Genomic DNA, 13,797 nt, shown 5'->3' on the forward strand with positions numbered 1-13,797 from the left:
TAAAGTGTCCATTATGAACAATGGTCAGATGAACCGATTGTGTTTTAAACATGATCGGTTTTTTTGTTAGTAAAAGTAAACGGTTACGTGTGTCATGATAGAAGCTGGCCAGTCCCAATTAGGAATTTGTTTATGTTCAAGCGCATAATATGGACAAAGTGAGTTGTTTTAATAGAAAGGAGCTACAACAGGATGAGTGGTGCATTGGTTTTACAATCAGATTTTGGTTTAAGTGATGGGGCTGTAAACGCCATGTATGGGGTGGCCCAGTCGGTGGATTCAACCTTGACTATTTTTGATCTTACTCATGATATTCCTCCATTCAACATATGGGAAGCTTCCTATCGATTGTTCCAAACAGTTAGTTATTGGCCAGAAGGTACTGTATTCGTATCAGTTGTAGATCCAGGCGTTGGGTCTGACCGGAAAAGTGTAGTGGTGAAAACAATTAGTGGTCAATATATTGTTACACCAGATAATGGAACATTGACACATATCCATCGTAGTATTGGTATTGAAGAAGTACGAGAAATTGATGAAAAAGTAAATCGCCTACCTAAATCAGGTGCTTCTCATACTTTTCATGGTAGAGATGTTTATGCGTATACAGCGGCAAGGTTAGCAGCTAACAAAATATCCTACCAAGAAGTCGGACCAACTATTCCAGTCCAATCAGTGGTAAGCCTTTGCTGTAATGATGCGGAAATAAAGGATGATAAAATAATAGGAATAATAGACATACTAGATATTCGTTTCGGAAACCTCTGGAGTAATATAAGCCGTGAACTTTTTGAAACTCAAGGGATCTCCTATGGAGACATTGTAGAAGTAATGATTAAGCATGGTAATAGAAAAATATATTCGAACCAAATGACATATGGCAAATCTTTTGCAGATACGAGAATTGGCCAACCACTTGTATACGTAAATTCGCTAGATAATATGGCAATTGCTATTAATCAAGGTTCTTTTGCGAAAGCATATAACATTGGAACTGGATCAAATTGGACTATTACATTACAAAAGTATTAAATTCCAAATTATAGTTAATATAGAAAGTGCTAAGAGTTTCTTCTGATACTCTAGCACTTTTTTTGAGGGTATTTGGCAATTAATGTAGAATATACATATTGAATCGCTATTTTAATTGAAAGTAAGTGTAAAGGAAAGATTAGGAGAAACCATGAAAAAAAGAAGAACCATCTCATCACACAACATTCGCGTCATGTTTTGGGTACGCTTTTTTGGCACGATTAATTTTATTGCGCCAGTTTTGACGTTGTTTTATTTTGCAAGAGGGTTAGAACCTGTACATATTCTCTTTCTTCAACTATTTTGGAGTGGAGCTGTTTTACTGGGAGAAGTGCCTGGTGGGGTTGTGGCCGATAGATTCGGTGCAAAAGTATCCTTCCTTATTGGAGTTCTCTTGAAGATAAGTAGTATTATTTTGCTTATTTTCGCATATGACCCATGGATGTTCTTTCTATTTAGTGCGATAAACGGATTTGCGGTTACTTTTTTCTCAGGAGCAGATGAAGCACTAATATATGAGTCGTTGAAAGAAGATAACGATCATCACCGAATGGACAGGGCGATGGGGAAAATACAATCGGCTGGATTTGTCTCTATGATTCTAGCAGTCCTGTTTGGTGCTTATTTAGCGAGAGATTTGCACAACGAACAGTTTGTCATTTTACTCTGCTTAGGATTAATATTCCATTTATTCGAGTTACTATTAATCTTTCACGTAAAAAGTCCAAAAAACAGTGCATTCTATCGTGATAACCCGTTTACGCAAGTAGTGTCTGGAATAAAAGCGATTAAAAAAGCACCTACATTATTGCTTTTATTTATGAACTTCACACTTGTGTTTATTGCAGCAGATTCTGTCTATGAAGCTTTCAATCAACCAATATTTACAAACGCTGGCTTACCAGTCGTGATGATAGGAGTAATATATGCAATTGCGGCAGTTGGCGGATTTGTCATTTCACAATCTGTAGGCTGGTTTACAAGCCAATTTTCTAGAAAACTCTTGATGGGTGTAACTGGTGGTTTGGCCGCGGCAGGTCTATTTTTATCAGCAGTTTTTGGAGAAATGCTTTGGGTTATTATTGGTGCGTTTTTCGTCCTAAGACTTGGACAAGCAATACGAGATCCAATCTATTCGCAGTTAAAAAATGACCTCATCCCATCAAATATCCGGGCAACAACCCTTTCATTAATTTCTGTATTAGACTCGGCATTTGATCTTTTAATCTTTGGCTTATTAGCCGTCTTCGCGTTTAGTGGAGTAAGTGGAATATTACTTGCTAGTAGTTTCGTAGCGTTGATAGGAACTTTAATACCTTTACAGGCAAAGCAGAAGAAGTTAGTCGCTATGGAGAAGAAAGTAATTTAATATAATATAAGGAAGATGGGATAGTATCGTAGAAAGCGGTGGAAGCAATGTTCGAATCTGCTGAAAGAGGGTATAATCTAGAGATTATTTAGGAAAGCTATTTAACTTGGAAAGTGACTAAAACAGAACATTCGTTCTTTATTTATGGTATAATATATTTATAATAGTTTGGTTAACTCAAGGGTGGTCAGCATTTCCCCGGTGTGAAAGGGGGTGATGCTTATGATGACAACGTTTCAAACACTAATGCTTATGATAGCGTTTGCTAGTTTAGTGTTGTCTATCGTATCTTATAGAGACAAAAAATAACCCACCCTTGAGCCTGGAAGCAAAATAGGGTGGACTATACTCCAAATTGCTGACTCCCTTGAAGGGTTGCTGACTCCCTTGAAGGGAACCTGCTATTGTATGGACCGTTTGGTGTTGACGCACCAGCGGTCTTTTTTATTATATGCATATGTGTATACTAATATTATAACAGTTGTAACTAGATTTGAAAACAATAATGAACATAATAGCTTCAAAACTAGAATGAAACTATTCTAAATAGCATTCGTCTAATATTAAATAAAGGGGGAATTTTCTTGATAAAACGATTTCTGTCTGTTTTCGTTTTCTTCTCATTTATTCTTTTACTTACTAGTTGTAACAGTCAACCTGAAGAAACTTTACTTAAGGAAGAAGATTTAAATGAACAAACAATACAAGCAAAAAAGCACTTAGAAGACATGGGATATGAAGTACTCTCATTCGATAAAGAAGGGTGGGAAGAATTTAAAGAAAATAGATTATCTATAAAACCAAATCAAGATTTTTGGTCCGTTCAGAACGTGGATCCTACAAACTTTTTAAACAAAAAGCTAGATACATACTACTTCACGATAAAAAATCACCCATTAGACGAAATATTTAACATGGGAAAAACAAAAGTTTCTGTATATATGTTGGATGGAGAAGTATTCGGAGGGTGGTCATATCCAATTTCTGAAGACAATGACGTAATGGGAAGTGTATCCTCTTTAGAAGGATTATCAGCAGAAGAAGTACAAGGAGATTATCAGAAATGGTTATTACAATGGAATGCTAAGTACGGGAATTAAGTGGTGAGTCTGTATTCGAAACGGGGGAGGGTTATAACCAACGCCATCCCCTCGATTGATTTATGATATAATGTGGGTAACACTTCATCTATGGTAATAAACTGGTAGTATGAATAATATACCAAATAGGGGATTTTTAAACACAACCCAAGTTTATTCCATTTTCACAAGTGAGTAGTACATGATAATGTAAGGCAAGTATCCAAGGTGATTTTAATAATGGAGGCGATAAAATTGACTCATACACCAATTATATTAACAGGTGGAAAGCAACCAATCACGTTACAACCAACCAAAATGACCATTTACTTACAAAGTACAATAATTGAAGCTAACAGTTTAAACGATGAAGTGTACTATATATTTTATTATAAAAATAATTACCTTACCACAAAAAAGACTTCGAAAGTTCGACTAAACTCCCATATCCACAAGGCTCTTACAAAAGGAATAACCTTTTATTCTCCTCACCCAATAATAAATGAGATACTACCAGAAAACAGAAGATTACATAGCCATACGTTTAAAGAGCTCTTTAAACAACTTGATTCCAAAAATTCCCCAATCGAAATTGCGCTAATTGCAACTTTTTTCGAGTCGTTTATTCCTCATAAACCTTTACTGAAACTTATTCAATCCAATTATTACAAATATGCTCGTGATGGAAATTTGTTCGCATGCTACCAAATTATTCGGTTGCTTTTATCATTATCGCACAAAGACACCTGGATAAAGGAGTTCTCTAGTAAGAGAGAATACTACAAATATAAATCCCAATATGAAAATCCATCAAAAGAACTTTTAAGAAAAGATGTAATATGTGCAGAGACACAATGGTATGCTGAAAAAGATAGCAGCATAGAAAGTTTTCTCCAACTCATCTCTCTATACGAATCTGAAAATAGATGGTGTGAGGTAATAGCTTTATCCATCGAACAAGTGAAGAAACAACCTACAGCAGACCAATATAAGATTCTTTTTAGTAAATTGAAAAACCGGTATGAACTAGAGGAAGTTATGGTTATTCTTGAAGATATGATGAAAGAAGTACCGAATTTTGATGTAATAAAGATGGATCTATTGAATATGTATCTTCATCTTCAACATTTAGAAAAATCGTTACAACTATTAAGGAATTATCCAACAAGTATAAAAGATTCACAATTAAATCAGTTAGTAACTCTGTTAGATGATCTGGATTTGGAACATAGCTCTATACCTTTTGAAGATTTTGCAAAGTTAATTTTGACTCTATTTAAATCAAATTCTGAAAAGTTAGAACAATATATTTTAAAATTTGTTGTAGTTTTGCTTAAGAAACATGACCTTTCCTTTGTGATGAAATTCATAGAACCTTTCCAGCCATTAAAGGGAAAATTACCGATAATAAATAAATTAAACAAAATGTATAAATTAAAAAATGATCCAGATAATCAACTATTACTAGGAGAAATGTATTATCAATTAAAACAAATAGATCAAGCCATAGAGTGTTTTAGTTGGGACATGGAACTGAAGGAAAGAGATCCAAAACCAGTACAGTGGTTGGCAAAAATCTATCGCGAAACCGGTAAAATGTACGAATACAAAGCCTACCAACAACATTATATGAATTTACAAAAAAATACAGGCGCATAACTAGCAATAGGATTAGGACTTAACTGGTTCAAGGACACCTACAATAATAAGTTATTAAAATCGAATAGTAAGTATAGAAAATAAGAGGCGGTGTACATCTCTTATTTTCTTTTGTCTCTTTTAACAGAAAAAATAAAGCCAACTATCTGAAAAAGTAAAATGAATGATACTAAGACAATAAAAGGAATTCGTAACCAGTTAGAGTGATCTGTAAAATGTAGAAATAAAAAATAAACAGTATGCAGGACCACTAATAAATACAATGTCGTAGCTTTACTTTGAACATATTTCCAAGCTTTTTTGCCTAATAATATCTTGCTCTTATTGTTAGAAGTAGCAAGTAATAATAGAAAATAAACTAATCCAATAATACCTATCAAATTAGCTAGTGCAAAACCAGGGTGGATGATCCAATCTCCTCCAACCGGCGTGAATATAAAAAACAACCTCTCAAACTTCCATTCGATCCAACCATTAAAAATGATAAGAACATGTGCAATTGCAGTTAATGCAGCCCAAATACCAACGGTCCTTCTCCAAGGTATCAGTTTCCTTATAGATGTAAATATTCTTGAAAGTGGACCTAAGAGGATAATCACCGCCAAATATAAAAGTGAAACATCCGCAAACGCCCTGTTCCAAGCATGCATCGGTTGCATATCGGACCTGCTAAATACGAACAAGGACATTAAAACACTGGAGATAAATACTAAAACTGCATGCTTTTTCATGTTCCGTCCTCCTTTTCCATATCTACTAGTTAAGGTCCTACACAACAATCTGTATCTAACTCAATAATATACAATATTCAAAACTACATAGCCTATTTCTAGAACTCCATAACAAAAACCTTCATATTGTAAAACAAAGGAGGGGGAATATGGAAGATAGATGGAAGATGCAACATGAATATAGAATAAAATGTGACAATAATTATAAAGATGAAAAGCACAACATTACTGGAATAGTGTGTCATGTTGGTGTTGGATATGTAGATATTCAATTGAGTAACACAAATGTTCAAAGAGTACTAGTTTCAAAAATAAAAGACTTTAAAAAGTTCGATGGAAATTGTGTGAACGATTGTTTTAATAATGTTGCAGATTGTAGTTGCTCCAACTACAGAAAGAGTTCAGACAGTTGTTCCTGCCATAATAGTCCTAAATCGCAATGTAACAAATGCAGACACCATTATCACAATTGTCGCTGTGCACAAAAACAATTGAAAAAAAGTAAGATAAAAGATTTTGTCATTCCTTTTTGTGATGATAGGCTACAACTTAGGCTTTCCGGTTTAACGGATACGATAAGTTATGATTTGCTAAGAGTATTAGGATGTAAAGTTAGACTAGAGATAGATTGTGATTAAAAAAAGAAAGGTAGTTTACACCAATCTGTGAACTACCTTTCTTTAGTTAAACGTTAGTTTTTAGTACAAACAATGTTTAAAATACATATCTCATCAAAATCAACTGCAAATTTTTCACCGAATTCTTCCAGAATAATGGATCGATCATTTACTTCTACAATTCGACCATACACTTCAAAAGCAGAATTCTCCTTTTGAACATAAGCATAACAACAAACAAAGCTCTCCATCAATAACGGAAGACTAATGCCAATAAATATATTTAGTAAATATGGACTTCTCGAAACCACTTCACTAAAATGAAACGTCAATTCTCTTCTCAAACAAGGGTCAATGGTCAGCAGCTCAGGTTCGTGAAGAGGCTGCTCACATTCCTCTTTTTCTATCGAAACGATTCTCTCCATTGGAATAATACTTAAGCTTTCTTTTTCCTCTAAAATGATAAAATCTAGCCCCGCATCTCGTAGTATGCCGTTTACTTTATTGTTATTTTCGTGGCAGCAAGCCGTAACAGAAACTCGTTCTTCACGCAAAGGGCGCAAACTTAGTTGTAGTGCTCGATCTGTCACGTCATCTCCCAATGCAATAGCTAAAAGTAATTCATTTGCCTCTTCGATACAAGCTTCTAATTCCTCCAATTCCCTCCGTGATAAGGAACTAGTGGGGGAAGGGAATTTTGGTTGTGGAATAGATTCAGGACAATCGCAAGGAATACAAAAATCTTCGTCCGTTTTAGTAGCAGGTACAGATTCTGGACAACAAAACGTAGTTAGCCGGATATCTTCCATTTCATCATTACAAGCTTCTGTATTATTAGGATAAAACCGTTTAAACAAAGTTTTATAATAAGAGATATTAATCACCCTCTTTCTTTCCTTATTGATAATGTATGGGTGAATTACCATTTGTTGTTGGGCAAAAGGAGGAATGTTACAACTTGCTTATTGAAACTTTTGTAAATAAGTATAGGCCAACCTCTCTTCATCATAATCCTATATAGTGAGGAGAGGTTAGGCTATGTTGAATCTAGGTTATATCCTTTATGGAAATGTATTATTAACGGGATTATTATATGTGTACTTACTTAAAGTGAGAAAACGAATAGGGTTTCAGCTAGGTATGAGTCTATCTATGCTTATAAGTAGCTTTGTTGCGCTCGTATTCGGAGTCATTCTAATTTTCCAGTTTCCTCTTCATTTTATCTTCGTAACCATCGCTTCTACTTTAATTGGATTAGTGGTTGGGGCATTATTCGGGTTATTGTTTGATTATCAGACGATGATAACAGGCTATACTGCAGGTCTAATGACGGGAATTATGGCTCCTATGATTGGAGCATCTGTAAATGATAGTTTTCTCTTTTTATTATTATTAGAAGGTGTTTTTGTGACGACCATTTTACTGGCGTTTCTATCTACAAAGCACACATAGAGGCGAGGTAAAGATATATGACGCTCGTTTTGTTTTTCTTCGTTCAACTTACATTACTAGTGATTAGTATCCGGATGTTTTATAAAAAAAGAAAATTATTTACGAATCGATTTAGTATGATTATGTCCATCACGTTTAGTAGTGTGTGGAGTTTACAACTTTCATTGCTCCTTTTTATGATTAGTTTTAAAAACACACCAACGTTATGGGGTATAGTTGTACTACTTGGAGCGTCAATTGGAACCATTTTTGGTTCCATGTCTAAATTTCATTCACTGATTGCAGGATTCTCACATGGTGTGATAGGTGCAATGATGGGTGCCTCACTAGCAGCCGTCATTTTAGATCCTTCCATTTGCAGTTTACCAATTAACTATGCAACAACCGTCGAGCAAAATTTGCTGGTGATAAGTACATTTGGACTTTGTATTAGTGTGACCACTTTTGGTGTCATGTTCTATTCACTCAAAGTGTAGGCGCTGTTAAGGTTTGTATTGATTTTTGATACCTATCCAGCAGTTGATTTCCGCGCTAGTCGTAGACTCCTGCGGGAGTAGCGGGGGACTGGAGACCCGCAGGCGAAGCCGAGGAGGCTCCAGCCACGCCCGCGGAAAGCGGAGACTTGCGCGGAAATCAACTGTGGTCTTAACAGAGCCAAAGTTAAAGGAAGTGATGCAATGGAAAAGAAAGAACAATCTAAATCTGTTATCTATTTAAACGATTATATTCGAGCGTTAAATGAAAAGATTCAAAAGGAAGAGAAAGTAGAAGATTACGAGAATGAATTAAATGAAAAAACAGGGAAAGGTCTAACTTCTCCAACATCCATACACTCAAAAGAAAGAGCACGTTTATTAATGGAATATATTGAACATACGAACATTCAACAGTTAACTAGGATAAATGAAGAAAGGGGAAGGATCCTCAACTTAAAAAAGTTTTTAAAAAGTAAAAGAAACCAACAAGTAGAGGTTTATTTTAAATTAGGGAAAGAATCAATTCGTAAAGAAGGGAAAATAGATACAGTTGGCAGAGATTTTTTTATATTAACGAATTTGAAAAACCGCATATGGATTCCATATTATGTGATCCAATCAACAAACATTGTTTACGGAGTTCCCACCTACTCCAACGCACACCAACATTACTTATATGACAACAACTTGCGAGAAAAACTAATTCACCAATTCGGAGACACAGTTAGAAGGAGAGATGCTTTAAAACAGCAGTTTTTTGAAGAATCATTAAGAACAAACCTAGAAAGTTGGAGTCAAACGTGGGTAACGATTTATGAAAGCGATACAAAAAAGCATGTTGGGAAATTAGAGCATATTGATGAAAAAACAGTAAAGCTTTCATTTTTCATGGGAAGTACAACGGTACATTTAAAAAACATAAAGCTCGTTGAAACAGTTCGTTTATTAACACTGCTAAGGTTTTCGGTGCAAAAAATAAAGGAGGGGTTCCATGTCAAATAATGAGCCGAATCAAAATCCATCAAACCCGGCACAAGATGATTTAGTTAGGCAACTTACCTTTTTAAAAGGGGAAGAAATACTTATCGTAACAGAATCAGACCAACTGAACTTGTTTGGTCAAACATTCAGACCTATCTTTTGCGGAACGATTGTTGAAGTGAATTTAGGAAGTGTCACGCTCTTTCCTATCAATATAAAAATAATAAATGCGCCACAATTCCAATTCCCTACACCACTAACGATTCCTCTCGAAAAAATAGCTCAATTTTCACCTGAATTCGACTGCGATACACGTTTTCCATTAACATAAATCAATTAATCATTAGGGTTCGTTTTTCGTCACATTATGATACTGACTCACCTAAAAAGGGGGCTTGTTACGTTTTATGAGTAATCCTATGCACTTACAAAAACTAGCGGAAACTTCCATTAACCCGATACATGACCAAGCGCTTGTAGAACAATTCATAAAAGGAATTGGTAAAAAAATAATCGTTATCACTCCATCCTTTCCATTTGTTTTTATTGGAAAACTAACAGATGTTATTGAAGATTATGCTGTCGTGAACGTATCGGTAACCTCTATATCAGAACTAGAAAACAGAGATTGGTATATTCATATTCATAATATCGAACTGTTTTATATTCAACAAAAAGGAATGCCTCCAATACCAGAACTTAGAGACAAATTCTAGAGTGGGAGGGGGATGTATATGAAACGTCATTTTCATGTTGTAGCAATTCCGATTAATATCGTACTGAATAATTTTGGTGACTATAATCGGGACGGTATGATGTATGTGCTAAAAGAAAATGAAAAAAAAGTAAAAGAGTTAGTGAAAAAGAAACCATTCACCCCAGTAGATTTAGTTCAACCTTTATGTTTAAGAGCAAATGTGGGAGACGAAGTAGAAGTTCTTTTTGAAAATCAAATTCATTACGCAACAGGTATGCATTTTCAGGAACTAGATTATAATGTTCTAGATTCAGATGGAGCGCATGTTGGTTATAATCCAAGTAGTTTGGCAGAACCTGGAAAGAAGATCATGTACAAGTTTCATGTAGGTCATGAAGGGATTTGCATTTTTTCGGATTTAGGTAACCCTTCTTCTAACGAAAAAGGATCTAATATAAATGGTTTGTTCGGCTGTTTAATCGCAGAAAAACGAGGTTCGTGGTGGACAGATCCAAAAACAGGATGTGAATTGACATGTGGTGTAGATGCAGATGTACACCATCCATTCTTACCTTCTTTTCGAGAGTATACATGGATTTTTCACGATGAAATGCCAGGGAAAGACATCACAGGTAACTCGCCATTAGATCCTGCGACAAACCAAGATCGCGATTCAGTTCATGCTATAAATTACCGTTACGAACCTTTGCAAAACAGAGTAATGCTAATAGAAGAAGGGGTAGTATGTCCAGATTGTGATGGAGAGGAAGTGCATCACGATTCGTGGGTTTTCGGTGATCCGGCCACTCCGATCCTTAAAGGATATCGGGGTGATCCTGCAAAAATACGACTTGTTCATTGTGGAGTAAAAGAAACACATGTCTTTCACTATCATGTTCATCAATGGTATAAAGACCCTTCCAATACAGAATCAGAAATTATTGACGCGCAGGCAATTAGCCCGCAAACATGGTATACAGTGGAACCACATTACGGCCTAGGTTCTTTATCAGGATCAATCGGTGATGCAGTTATTCATTGTCATCTATATCCACATTTTGCTGTAGGTATGTGGGGGATGAACAGAATATTTGACACGTTACAGGATGGAAGTCAATGCTACCCAAACGGTGTAAAGATAGATCCGTTACAACCTTTACCAGACCGACCTTGCCCTCCTAAACCTACAAAAGAAAGACCAGGATTTCCAAACTTCATCCCAGGAAAAGTTGGGTGTAAAGCCCCAAGGCCACCACTTTCCATTGTCGGTGGAAGAGGGATGACTGAATTAGAAAAAAATGCTGCAGTACCAAACGCACGTCCAGGAGCTGTATTTACTGACCCGTGTGTAATCGTTGAAAATCCAGTAGTAAAAGAATTTAACATTTCACTTATCCAATTAACAATTGTGTACAATAAGGCAGGCTGGAATGATCCAGAAGGAAGAATTTACGTATTAGATGAACATGTAGACGACGTATTACACGGGCGAAAAGAACCAGAACCGCTAATCATTCATATGACGGCTGGTACATGTATTCGAATCAACTTTACAAATCGTACTCCTGAGTTACTTGGAGGTAATGCATTCCAATTAGTAAGTAGAACGTATGAAGCAGCTGTTCACGTTCATTTTGTAAAATTTGATGTACTCGTTTCAGATGGAGCTAACGTAGGCTGGAACTATAATTCTAGTGTTCTTCCAGGTGAAACAATTCGTTACGAATATTTTGCAGATGTTGAATTAAAAGCATGGTTCTTTCATGATCATTTATTTCCAGGAATTCACCAACAACATGGTGTATTTGGTTCTGGCGTGGTACATGCACGATTTAGCGAAGTAATGGACTCCTCGACTGGAGAAGAAGTGAAAAGTGGAGCACAGGTAACGGTTACACATCCTTTCATTCCCGATTATCGTGACTTAGCGCTGATGGTTCAAGATTTCACCATTCTTTTTGATAAAGATGGATGTCCAATTGCACCGCCGCCATATCCGAACTCACAAGATGATCCGGGGGTTTTTGCGGTTAATTATAAAAATGAACCTTTACAATTCCGGTTAGGGGAAGAGTGTGATCCAGCATATTCATTTAGTTCTTTTGTTAAGGGGGACCCTATTACACCAATTTTGCAATGTTATGAAGGGGACTCATTAAGAATTAGGCTTCTACAAGGCGCACAGGAAGAATCTCATAGCTTTAACATACATGGATTACGGTGGAAAGCAGAGAGGCCTGACCAAGAAACAAGTTTTAAAGCGCAACAGCATATCGGAATATCCGAATCATTCACTATTGAAACGTACGCGTCTCGACACGGCGACTATTTATGGACTTTTGAAACAGAAGAAGATTTATGGAACGGATTATGGGGGCTAATCAGGGCACATAAAGAGGAAGTAGATTGTCTCATACCGCTACCAGATCGCGCACCACCTTCTAAGAGAACAGTTCCATTACCAGAGCCCACGTGCTTACCGCCAGCCCCTGTAAAAGAAGTACCATCACCTGGGCCAGTTAATGCACCTATTAAAAAGTTTGATATTGTAGCATTTCATGTCAAAATTCCGTACAGCAAGTGGGGAGAACATGATCCGTTTGGTATAGTTTTTTCGTTAGCGGAAGACGTAGAATCAATTAAAAAAGGAAAAAAACCTATAGAACCATTAGTAATTCGAGCAAACCAAGGCGATGTTGTTGTAATAAAGTTAACCAATAAATTAGAAAAAGGACGATTTCCATACCCAGACGGAGTTTGGAAGTATCCACCTGTAAAAGAGCAAGCTTTTTATCCTCCATCTTTGCGAATTTCTTTACATGCACAATTAATAGATTACGATGTAAAAACATCTGCTGGAGAAACGGTAGGCTTTAACCCAGATCAAACCGTGGGAATTGGAGAGACTATAACGTATAAGTGGTATGTTGATTTACAAGTTGGAGCATGTGGAATGTGGGACATGGCAGATATTCGTAACCACCGATCATTAGGAACGTTTGGAACATTTATCGCAGAACCGAAAGGAACCGCTTATCTACACCCAAAAGATGAAACCGAAGTAAGAACAGGAAGTAACGTTATACTAAGGAATCCATTTTTACCTGATATGAGGGAATTTGTACTAATGATGTATGACGGAGCACGGTTGTTAGATAAAAATGGAAAGTTAATATTTGATCCTGTCGATGGTGTGTTAGGTGGTGTGGACCCTGATGAATTGGCTGATTTATTAGATACGTATGATAACGGATCAAGAGGCTTTAACTACCGAACAGAAAGGCTAATAAACCGATTAAACGCAGTTCCTTCTTTAAAGGACTTATTCAGCTCAAAAGTTCATGGTGATCCTTCTACTCCGTTATTTGAAGCATATCCGGGAGATCCAATGATTGTGAGGCTAGTAAATCCATCAGAGCGTAGAAGAGCACACACATTCCATATTCATGGACACTACTGGAAAACAGATGACAAAGATCTTACGGCACAAACGAAATCATTTGAGGGTGAAATAGTGGCAGGGTATGCTACAAATTTAAAAATACACTATGGTGCTGGTGGGTATTTGCGATTACCTGGAGATTATATGTACCGCTCTGGTAATATTCGCTGGGATATCGAACAAGGGATGTGGGGAATATTACGTGTTCATCGAGACAAAAAGAAATGGTTGCGACGTTTAAGAAGGTAACGAAAACGGGTGC

14 protein-coding genes are annotated in these 13,797 nt (G+C 36.3%); 12 read left to right on the forward strand and 2 right to left on the reverse strand.

Features of this window, described 5'->3' with window-relative positions; genetic code table 11:
• The first annotated feature begins 192 nt into the window (after positions 1–192).
• From CDZ92_RS04470 to CDZ92_RS04485, 5 genes are all read left to right on the forward strand, one after another.
• A complete protein-coding gene (locus tag CDZ92_RS04470) occupies positions 193–1,032 on the forward strand; it encodes an SAM hydrolase/SAM-dependent halogenase family protein (protein WP_096153899.1) in 840 nt (279 codons plus the stop codon).
• Between the two features lie 151 nt (positions 1,033–1,183).
• Positions 1,184–2,401: an MFS transporter gene (locus CDZ92_RS04475; RefSeq protein ID WP_096153900.1), complete on the forward strand. Its 1,218-nt coding sequence runs from the start codon at positions 1,184–1,186 to the stop codon at positions 2,399–2,401.
• A gap of 225 nt (positions 2,402–2,626) precedes the next feature.
• Positions 2,627–2,710 carry a putative holin-like toxin gene (locus CDZ92_RS20220; protein WP_227521578.1) on the forward strand — a complete coding sequence of 28 codons (84 nt, stop codon included), beginning with the start codon at positions 2,627–2,629 and terminating at the stop codon, positions 2,708–2,710.
• A 275-nt stretch (positions 2,711–2,985) separates the two neighbouring features.
• Positions 2,986–3,501 carry a hypothetical protein gene (locus CDZ92_RS04480; protein ID WP_096153902.1) on the forward strand — a complete coding sequence of 172 codons (516 nt, stop codon included), beginning with the start codon at positions 2,986–2,988 and terminating at the stop codon, positions 3,499–3,501.
• Between the two features lie 219 nt (positions 3,502–3,720).
• Positions 3,721–5,139: a tetratricopeptide repeat protein gene (locus CDZ92_RS04485; protein ID WP_096153903.1), complete on the forward strand. Its 1,419-nt coding sequence runs from the start codon at positions 3,721–3,723 to the stop codon at positions 5,137–5,139.
• 101 nt (positions 5,140–5,240) lie between these two features.
• Here CDZ92_RS04485 and CDZ92_RS04490 read toward each other — a convergent pair whose 3' ends face one another.
• Positions 5,241–5,870, reverse strand: coding sequence for a ferric reductase-like transmembrane domain-containing protein (locus CDZ92_RS04490; protein WP_096153905.1), 630 nt, complete (start codon positions 5,868–5,870; stop codon positions 5,241–5,243).
• Between the two features lie 149 nt (positions 5,871–6,019).
• On the opposite strand from CDZ92_RS04490, the gene CDZ92_RS04495 reads away from it, so the two are divergent.
• Positions 6,020–6,508 carry a hypothetical protein gene (locus CDZ92_RS04495; RefSeq protein WP_096153907.1) on the forward strand — a complete coding sequence of 163 codons (489 nt, stop codon included), beginning with the start codon at positions 6,020–6,022 and terminating at the stop codon, positions 6,506–6,508.
• A 53-nt stretch (positions 6,509–6,561) separates the two neighbouring features.
• Here CDZ92_RS04495 and CDZ92_RS04500 read toward each other — a convergent pair whose 3' ends face one another.
• On the reverse strand, positions 6,562–7,371 hold the full coding sequence (locus CDZ92_RS04500; protein WP_096153909.1) for a hypothetical protein: 810 nt from the start codon (positions 7,369–7,371) through the stop codon (positions 6,562–6,564).
• 154 nt (positions 7,372–7,525) lie between these two features.
• On the opposite strand from CDZ92_RS04500, the gene CDZ92_RS04505 reads away from it, so the two are divergent.
• The 6 genes from CDZ92_RS04505 to CDZ92_RS04530 all read left to right on the forward strand — a co-directional run bounded on the left by CDZ92_RS04505 (position 7,526) and on the right by CDZ92_RS04530 (position 13,784).
• Complete coding sequence (locus tag CDZ92_RS04505) at positions 7,526–7,939, forward strand: hypothetical protein (RefSeq protein WP_096153910.1); 414 nt, start codon at positions 7,526–7,528, stop codon at positions 7,937–7,939.
• A gap of 17 nt (positions 7,940–7,956) precedes the next feature.
• Entirely contained in the window at positions 7,957–8,415 is a 459-nt protein-coding gene (locus CDZ92_RS04510) for a hypothetical protein (RefSeq protein WP_096153912.1), read from the forward strand.
• A 201-nt stretch (positions 8,416–8,616) separates the two neighbouring features.
• On the forward strand, positions 8,617–9,417 hold the full coding sequence (locus tag CDZ92_RS04515) for a hypothetical protein (protein WP_096153914.1): 801 nt from the start codon (positions 8,617–8,619) through the stop codon (positions 9,415–9,417).
• Complete coding sequence (locus CDZ92_RS04520; protein ID WP_096153916.1) at positions 9,407–9,727, forward strand: hypothetical protein; 321 nt, start codon at positions 9,407–9,409, stop codon at positions 9,725–9,727. The genes CDZ92_RS04515 and CDZ92_RS04520 overlap by 11 nt, the downstream gene beginning before the upstream one ends.
• A 76-nt stretch (positions 9,728–9,803) precedes the next feature.
• Positions 9,804–10,112 carry a hypothetical protein gene (locus CDZ92_RS04525; protein ID WP_227521473.1) on the forward strand — a complete coding sequence of 103 codons (309 nt, stop codon included), beginning with the start codon at positions 9,804–9,806 and terminating at the stop codon, positions 10,110–10,112.
• 18 nt (positions 10,113–10,130) lie between these two features.
• On the forward strand, positions 10,131–13,784 hold the full coding sequence (locus CDZ92_RS04530) for a copper oxidase (protein WP_096153918.1): 3,654 nt from the start codon (positions 10,131–10,133) through the stop codon (positions 13,782–13,784).
• Positions 13,785–13,797 lie beyond the last annotated feature (13 nt).

Source organism: Bacillus sp. FJAT-45066 (genome assembly GCF_002335755.1).
In the GTDB taxonomy this organism is placed as follows: domain Bacteria; phylum Bacillota; class Bacilli; order Bacillales; family Bacillaceae_I; genus Bacillus_CD; species Bacillus_CD alkalisoli.

Excerpts from the sequence above, each read along its gene's own strand:
- CDZ92_RS04470 (WP_096153899.1), top strand. The coding sequence starts at position 193 with ATGAGTGGTGCATTGGTTTTACAATCAGATTTTGGTTTAAGTGATGGG.
- CDZ92_RS04475 (WP_096153900.1), top strand. The coding sequence starts at position 1,184 with ATGAAAAAAAGAAGAACCATCTCATCACACAACATTCGCGTCATGTTT.
- CDZ92_RS20220 (WP_227521578.1), top strand. The coding sequence starts at position 2,627 with ATGACAACGTTTCAAACACTAATGCTTATGATAGCGTTTGCTAGTTTA.
- CDZ92_RS04485 (WP_096153903.1), top strand. The coding sequence starts at position 3,721 with ATGGAGGCGATAAAATTGACTCATACACCAATTATATTAACAGGTGGA.
- CDZ92_RS04490 (WP_096153905.1), bottom strand. The coding sequence starts at position 5,870 with ATGAAAAAGCATGCAGTTTTAGTATTTATCTCCAGTGTTTTAATGTCC.
- CDZ92_RS04495 (WP_096153907.1), top strand. The coding sequence starts at position 6,020 with ATGGAAGATAGATGGAAGATGCAACATGAATATAGAATAAAATGTGAC.
- CDZ92_RS04505 (WP_096153910.1), top strand. The coding sequence starts at position 7,526 with ATGTTGAATCTAGGTTATATCCTTTATGGAAATGTATTATTAACGGGA.
- CDZ92_RS04510 (WP_096153912.1), top strand. The coding sequence starts at position 7,957 with ATGACGCTCGTTTTGTTTTTCTTCGTTCAACTTACATTACTAGTGATT.
- CDZ92_RS04515 (WP_096153914.1), top strand. The coding sequence starts at position 8,617 with ATGGAAAAGAAAGAACAATCTAAATCTGTTATCTATTTAAACGATTAT.
- CDZ92_RS04520 (WP_096153916.1), top strand. The coding sequence starts at position 9,407 with ATGTCAAATAATGAGCCGAATCAAAATCCATCAAACCCGGCACAAGAT.
- CDZ92_RS04525 (WP_227521473.1), top strand. The coding sequence starts at position 9,804 with ATGAGTAATCCTATGCACTTACAAAAACTAGCGGAAACTTCCATTAAC.
- CDZ92_RS04530 (WP_096153918.1), top strand. The coding sequence starts at position 10,131 with ATGAAACGTCATTTTCATGTTGTAGCAATTCCGATTAATATCGTACTG.